This window comes from Dyella sp. 01N36 (genome assembly GCF_056399745.1).
Genome location: NZ_JBFTRY010000188.1, coordinates 1 through 6,389, shown reverse-complemented (window position 1 = coordinate 6,389; position 6,389 = coordinate 1). Strand labels below are relative to the sequence as shown.

7 protein-coding genes are annotated in these 6,389 nt (G+C 63.9%); 5 read left to right on the top strand and 2 right to left on the bottom strand.

Translation table 11 applies throughout. The annotated features are described in order from the left end of the window. Nucleotides 1–62: 62 nt before the first annotated feature. The 4 genes from folB to AC1DMG_RS18535 all read left to right on the top strand — a co-directional run bounded on the left by folB (nucleotide 63) and on the right by AC1DMG_RS18535 (nucleotide 2,412). Complete coding sequence (folB, locus tag AC1DMG_RS18550; protein ID WP_046972384.1) at nucleotides 63–422, top strand: dihydroneopterin aldolase; 360 nt, start codon at nucleotides 63–65, stop codon at nucleotides 420–422. A gap of 12 nt (nucleotides 423–434) precedes the next feature. Next, entirely contained in the window at nucleotides 435–917 is a 483-nt protein-coding gene (folK, locus tag AC1DMG_RS18545) for a 2-amino-4-hydroxy-6-hydroxymethyldihydropteridine diphosphokinase (RefSeq protein WP_441605204.1), read from the top strand. 216 nt (nucleotides 918–1,133) lie between these two features. Further along, entirely contained in the window at nucleotides 1,134–1,445 is a 312-nt protein-coding gene (locus tag AC1DMG_RS18540; RefSeq protein WP_441605205.1) for a hypothetical protein, read from the top strand. Between the two features lie 109 nt (nucleotides 1,446–1,554). After that, nucleotides 1,555–2,412: a DUF6159 family protein gene (locus AC1DMG_RS18535; RefSeq protein ID WP_441605206.1), complete on the top strand. Its 858-nt coding sequence runs from the start codon at nucleotides 1,555–1,557 to the stop codon at nucleotides 2,410–2,412. Between the two features lie 54 nt (nucleotides 2,413–2,466). Here AC1DMG_RS18535 and AC1DMG_RS18530 read toward each other — a convergent pair whose 3' ends face one another. Further along, a complete protein-coding gene (locus AC1DMG_RS18530; RefSeq protein WP_441605207.1) occupies nucleotides 2,467–3,213 on the bottom strand; it encodes a pteridine reductase in 747 nt (248 codons plus the stop codon). Between the two features lie 58 nt (nucleotides 3,214–3,271). Further along, entirely contained in the window at nucleotides 3,272–3,919 is a 648-nt protein-coding gene (locus AC1DMG_RS18525) for a hypothetical protein (RefSeq protein WP_441605208.1), read from the bottom strand. Nucleotides 3,920–4,129: 210 nt separating this feature from the next. Between AC1DMG_RS18525 and AC1DMG_RS18520 the strand changes: the two genes are divergently transcribed. Continuing rightward, complete coding sequence (locus tag AC1DMG_RS18520; protein ID WP_477180878.1) at nucleotides 4,130–6,331, top strand: TonB-dependent receptor; 2,202 nt, start codon at nucleotides 4,130–4,132, stop codon at nucleotides 6,329–6,331. Nucleotides 6,332–6,389 lie beyond the last annotated feature (58 nt).

Below are 6,389 nucleotides of genomic sequence, written 5' to 3'. Positions count from 1 at the left end.
CGACGATACGCCGCAGTCGCGCACAGGGTGCGCTCCCACAGAGAGATCGCTACCCTACCCGCATGGATATCGTTTTCATCGAAGACCTGCGCATCGATGCCGTCATCGGCATCTACGACTGGGAGCGCCGCGTGCGGCAGACGCTGTCGTTCGACATCGAAATGGCGTTCGACAACACCGTGCCTGCCGCCAGCGACGACATCGCGCTTACGCTCAATTACAAGGACGTGTCCAAGCGCCTGATCGATTATGTCGGCGCGTCCAGCTTCGGCTTGGTGGAGACGCTGGCGGAAAAATGCGCCGCCATCATTCGCGAAGAGTTCGGCGTGTCGTGGGTGCGGTTGAAGCTCTCCAAGCCTGGCGCCGTGCGCGGCGCCAAGTCGGTGGGCGTGCGCATCGAACGCGGTACGCGACCGCAGTGACGCGCTGATCTGATGGCACGCGTCTATCTGAGCCTGGGTTCCAACCTCGAACCCGCGCATTATCTCCGTGCCGCCATCGACGAGCTGCGCGCGCGCTTCGGCGCGCTCTCGGTGTCGCCCGCCTACCGCAGCAAGTCGGTGGGTTTTGATGGCGCGGATTTCGTGAATCTGGCCGTGGGGCTGGACACGGATCTTTCTCCCGAAGCGCTCAACGACTGGTTGCACGCGCTGGAAGACCGTCATGGTCGCCGTCGTGACGTGCCGCGCTATTCCGACCGCACGCTCGATGTCGACATCGTCTTGTACGACGACCTGGTGCGGCAGGGCGAAGGTCATCTGGATATCCCGCGCAAAGAGCTGCGCCACGCCTTCGTGCTCAAGCCCATCGCCGATATTGCGCCGCAGCTCAAGCATCCGCTGACCGGCCAGACCATGGCCGCGCTGTGGTCGTCGTTTCCCGCCGATAGCGAACCGCTGGTGGTCGAGCCGCTTTAAGCGCTCGCGTGCGCGACTTGCGGTGACCAATCCGCGCGCCTCGTTCCTTTGCTGGCGATGGCTTTTCGGACTCGTCCGATTTCCTGCAAATTTCCCGTGAAATACGCTGTGGCCTTCAAGTCGGCCCATTGGCGTTGCGCGTTTCGCGGGCGCCGTTTTGCCGTTCCATCCGCCATACCGGCATGCAGTGAACGCAAGCAGAGTCAGCAGGGAAGCATGTCGAACCCGCGCAAAGATGTTGCATCGATCCGCTATGTGATCTGTCCGCATTGCCAGAGCGCGGCCGCGCACGGCATCCGCAGTTGTTCCGGCTGCGATGCCGTCGTGAGTTACGGTACGCCGCTGGTACTCGTCATCGTGACGTGCGCGGCGGCGGCGTGGCTGGGCTTCAAGGCGCATCGCTTCTTCTACGATTCCTGGCTGTTGGTGCTGTTGCTCGCCATCATTGCGGCCGGCGGCGTGCTGAGCCTGCTGTGCGAGGCATTCGATGAGCGCGTGGTGTTCCGACCCAAGCGCCGCTCCTGGTAACACGCCGGCCCGGCCTGACATCTGCCTGACACCAGCGGCGCCAGCACTGTCCCGGCGACACAACTAATGCTAGAAACCTTTCCACCTAACATGGAATGGGGGTAGGGATATGGCAGGTCGTTTTTCGCGCAGCTGGAGCCTGATGAAGGCCAGTGCGGAAGTGTTGCGTTCGGACAAGTCGCTGTTGATGTTCCCGCTGGCCTCCAGCATCTGCTGCCTGCTCGTGGCAGCCAGCTTCCTGGTGCCGATCATCGTTGCACTGATGGCGTCCGGCGCAGCTGTCGAGCAAGGTCATCGCATGACCGTCGGCGGCTATGTGCTGTTGTTTCTGTTCTACCTCGTGCAGTACTTCGTGATCATCTTCTTCAACACCGCACTGGCCGGCGCTGCATTGGCCCGCTTGCGCGGTGAGCCCACCAGTTTTGGCGAGGGCATGGCAGTGGCACGCTCGCGCATCGTCAACATCTTCGGCTATGCACTGATCGCCGCCACCGTGGGTCTGGTGCTGCGTGCCTTGCAGGAGCGCCTCGGTTTGATCGGTCGCCTGGTCGCCGGCTTCCTTGGTCTGGCCTGGACCGTGGCGACCTTCCTGGTCGTGCCGGTGCTGGCCAGCCAGGACGTGGGTCCGACCGAAGCGATCTCGCGCAGCGTGGAATTGCTCAAGCGCACCTGGGGCGAAAACATCATCGGCAACGCCGGCATCGGCGTGGTGTTCGGCCTGTTGATGTTCGTCGCCATCCTGGTGGCCGCGCTGCTCGTCGGCGGCGCCTTTGCCACGCAGTCGATCACGGCCATCATTGCGGCCATCGTGATCGTGGTGGTGGGCCTGACCATGCTCGGCCTGGTCCAGGCCTCGCTGCAAGGCATCTACGCCGCTGCGCTGTATCGCTACGCCGAAGAGGGCGAAGTGGGTTACGGCTTTGACCAGGCGATGCTCGAGCAGGCCTTCAGGCCCAAGAAGAAGTAAATCGTCTGAGTCGATGCATGAAAGGAAAGGGCGCTGCGGCGCCCTTTTTCTTGCTCACACGGAAAGCGTGCGTCCGCCATCCACGCGGATGATCTGGCCCGTCACGAACGGCGCGTCGCGCAGCAGCCATAGCACTGCGCCGGCGACGTCCTCGGGCGAGCCGGCTCGCTGCAGTGGCGTGCGCGCGAGCATGGCCTGCTGGTCGTCGTAGGCCTTGCCATCACTCGGCCACATCACGGCGCCTGGCGCCACGCCGTTGACGCGCACATCGGGGCCCAGATCAAGGGCGAGCGAACGCGTCATCGCTTCCAGCGCTGCTTTCGCCATGCAATAGACCGGATGGTTGGCGAGCGGGCGTTCCGCGTAGATGTCCACGAGATTGACGATGGCGCCGCGTGCGGCGCGCAGGGCAGGCGTGGCCGCCTGGGCGAGGAAGAACGGCGCCTGCGCGTTGGAGGCAAACAGTTCGTTCCACTGYGCCGGTGTCGCCGTACCCACCGGCGTGGGATAGAACGCCGACGCATTGTTGACCAGCGCATCCAGACGTCCGAAGCGATCGAGTGCGCGCTGCACCACGCCCGGCAATGCACCGAGATCGGCCAGTTCCGCTTGCACGATGCACGTGCTGTTGCTGCGCTGCCGTTCCAGCGAGGCGGCCAGCAATTCGGCGTCGGCGGCCGAGTGGCGGTAGTGCAGCGCCAGATCGTAGCCTGCCGCATGCAGAGTCCGGGCAATCACGGCGCCGACGCGTTTGCCCGCGCCGGTGATCAGGGCCACCGGGCGCTCGTGCTGAGTATTCATGCGTGGGCTCCTGCGTGACGCAACCAGGGCGCGAGCTTGCCCCAAAGCACTGGCGACGTCATCCCGCCGGCGCCGTGGTGTCCGCGGAAGCGGCGTCGGCGTCAGTGGCCTGCGTCTCGAATGGCGTGCTGAACATGGCGATGGCGGTGCGCGCCACCTGTCCGGTGTCGTAATACGCGTAACTGCCCACGCCTACCGCACCGACCACCGGGATCCAGCGCGAGAGGCCACTCCCTACGGCGCGCTGGGTCACCTTGATGCCGACGGTCTTGGCCACGCGCTCGATCAGCGAGGTGGTGACGCGACGAAACAGCAGTCGATCGCCGACGCGCACCACCAGGTCGCGGAACGCCTGCGCGGCCGTGTGCCGGAACAGGCACCACAGCATCTGCTCGCGGCCCAGCTCCGAGTGCTGGCCATAGGCGGCCGCGATGTCGCTGACCATCTGCGCCTGGATCTTCCAGATCGCCACGACTTCCGGCAGCACGGTGAGCCAGCCCAGCGGGCCTGGCGGCAGGGCCAGCGAGCCGGCGGTAAGGCCGGCGCGTTGCTGCGCGCGGGTGGCGAGGCGGCGGGCTTCCTTCTCGGGATCGCGGGCGCCGGGCACCTGGCTATCGGGAATCTGGCTCACGAAATCCAGGATGGCCTGGGTCACGCGGCCATGGTCGGCGATGACGGCCGGTAGCTGGTTAGAAGACGGGGACATGGACCGGGCTCGGCAGGGCGGCGGATGCCGCGCGACGCCCCAGTCTAGGCCGCGCGCGTGAAAACCCGCTGAGCCCCGGGACCGGGCCGGACCTGAACGCAGGAACTTGCCCGACCAAGCATGACTTCTGGGGCAGGCGGGGTCTGGTCTAGAATGGCAATGTTATAACGTATCGAAAATAACAACGACCGCCCCCTTCCCGGACACCCAATGAAACGTAGCCTGCTTGCCGTGAGTCTTGCCGTTGCCTTTGGCGCCTTCCCCGCCGCCTACGCCCAGACCAGCTCGACCCCAGATACCAGCACCGTCAACGCGCCCACGCCCACCGATGGCAGCGACGTGGGCTCCACGGGTGTCACGCGCAACCAGCCTGCTGGCAAGGTGAAGCAACTGGGCACGATCGACGTGAGCGCAGCGCTCGACCAGGCGCGCAATTCGCTGTCGCCGGACACCGGCAGCAGCCAGTACGTGATCGACCAGAAGGCCATCCAGGCGCTGCCGCTTGGCGACTCGACGCCGTTGAACCAGGTGATCCTGCAGGCGCCGGGCGTGGTCCAGGATTCCTACGGTGGCCTGCATGTACGCGGAGACCRCGCCAACCTGCAGTACCGCATCAATGGCGTGATGCTGCCCGAATCGATTTCCGGTTTCGGCCAGGTGCTGGATGCCCGCACCATCCAGAGCGTGACCCTGCTCGATGGCGCCCTGCCGGCGCAGTACGGTGAGCGCACCGCCGCCGTCGTCGATATCACCACCAAGGCGGGTTCGTCGCTGGGCAATGGCGGCAGCGTGGGCATCACCGGTGGCTCGTTCGGCACGGTCAATCCCAATGCTTCGCTGTGGGGCAGCAACGATCGCTGGAGCTGGTTCCTGACCGCCAACTACATGGAGAGCGACGTCGGCATCGAGAATCCGACGCCGAGCCGTACGCCGATCCACGATCACACCAACCAGGTGAAGGCCTTTGGTGACATCAGCTACCTGATCGACAACGACACGCGCATCAGCTTCATATTCGGCGCGAGCAACAGCCGCTTCCAGATTCCCAACAACCCCAACCAGGAGCCGCAGTTCGGCTATCTGGATACCGTCAATTTCAACTCTGCCGACCTCAACGACCGCCAGAACGAGCAGACGCGCTTTGGCGTGCTCTCGTTGCAGGGCAAGTTCGGCGATACGGCGTATCAGGTGTCGCTCGGCCAGCGCTTCAGCGGGTTGCAGTACATGCCCGACGAAATCGGCGACCTGATGTTCAATGGCGTGGCCGCTGCCATCAACCAGAGCGATCGTGCCAGCACGTTGCAGGCCGACTTCTCGATGCCGTGGGGTGGCAGCCATACGCTGCGTTACGGCCTGTACGGCAACTTCGATCAGGCCACCACCAACACGAACTCGTTGGTGTTCCCGGCCAACCCGGACGGCAGCCAGGCCAGCACGGTGCCGTTCAATATCTTCACCGGCGACAAGATTACCGCCCGAACCTGGGCCGCCTATGTGCAGGACGAGTGGAACATCAGCGACAAGTGGACGCTGAACTACGGCTTGCGTGGCGACCAGTACCAGGCTTTCCGTACCGAAAGCCAACTTAGTCCGCGCATCGGCGTGGTGTGGCAGGCCACCGACAGCACGACCGTGCATGCCGGCTACTCGCGTTATTTCACGCCGCCCGCGAACGAGCTGATTTCCAACGAGGATATCAATGCGTTCGCCAATACCACCAACGCCGTGCAGAACTACGGCAACAACACGCCGCTGGCCGAGCGCTCCAACTATTACGACCTGGGTGTGCAGCAGAACATCGGTTCGAACTGGACGGTGGGTCTGGATGCGTACTACCGCGATGTCAGCCGCCTGCAGGATGAAGGGCAGTTCGGTACCGCCCTGGTGTACTCGACGTTCAACTACCGCTACGGGCGCATCCGCGGCACCGAGCTCACGGTCAACTACGACAACGGACCGATCACGGCGTACTTCAACTTTGCCTATAGCCGTGCCATGGGCAAGGATGTGATCACCGGCCAGTACAACTTCAATCCGGATGACCTGGCCTATATCGCGGACAACTTCATCCATCTCGACCACGACCAGAAACTGACCTCGTCGGGCGGCATCAACTACGCCATCAACGACACCACCAAGGTCGGCGCCGACTACCTGTTTGGCAGCGGTTTGCGTGAGGACGGCCTGACGCCCAATGGCTTGTCGCTGCCGTACTACTTCCAGCTCAATTTGAGCGTGTCGCACGACTTCACCTTTGACAGCACCGGCAAGTTCCACACGCAGCTGGCGCTGATCAATGCGCTGGATCGCACCTACGAGTTGCGCAGCGGCACCGGCATCGGTGTGGGCGCGCCGCAGTTTGGTCCGCGTCGTGGCGTGTTCCTGAGCTTGCAGAAAGACTTCAATTTCTAATTGAACGTTGCCGCCAAAGCGCGCAGCCGCTTTGGCCGTCGCACCCAGTCAGCTGGGC

Bases quoted from the DNA above. Each gene is read 5' to 3' on its own strand.
- folB (WP_046972384.1), top strand. From the start codon at position 63: ATGGATATCGTTTTCATCGAAGACCTGCGCATCGATGCCGTCATCGGC.
- folK (WP_441605204.1), top strand. From the start codon at position 435: ATGGCACGCGTCTATCTGAGCCTGGGTTCCAACCTCGAACCCGCGCAT.
- AC1DMG_RS18540 (WP_441605205.1), top strand. From the start codon at position 1,134: ATGTCGAACCCGCGCAAAGATGTTGCATCGATCCGCTATGTGATCTGT.
- AC1DMG_RS18535 (WP_441605206.1), top strand. From the start codon at position 1,555: ATGGCAGGTCGTTTTTCGCGCAGCTGGAGCCTGATGAAGGCCAGTGCG.
- AC1DMG_RS18525 (WP_441605208.1), bottom strand. From the start codon at position 3,919: ATGTCCCCGTCTTCTAACCAGCTACCGGCCGTCATCGCCGACCATGGC.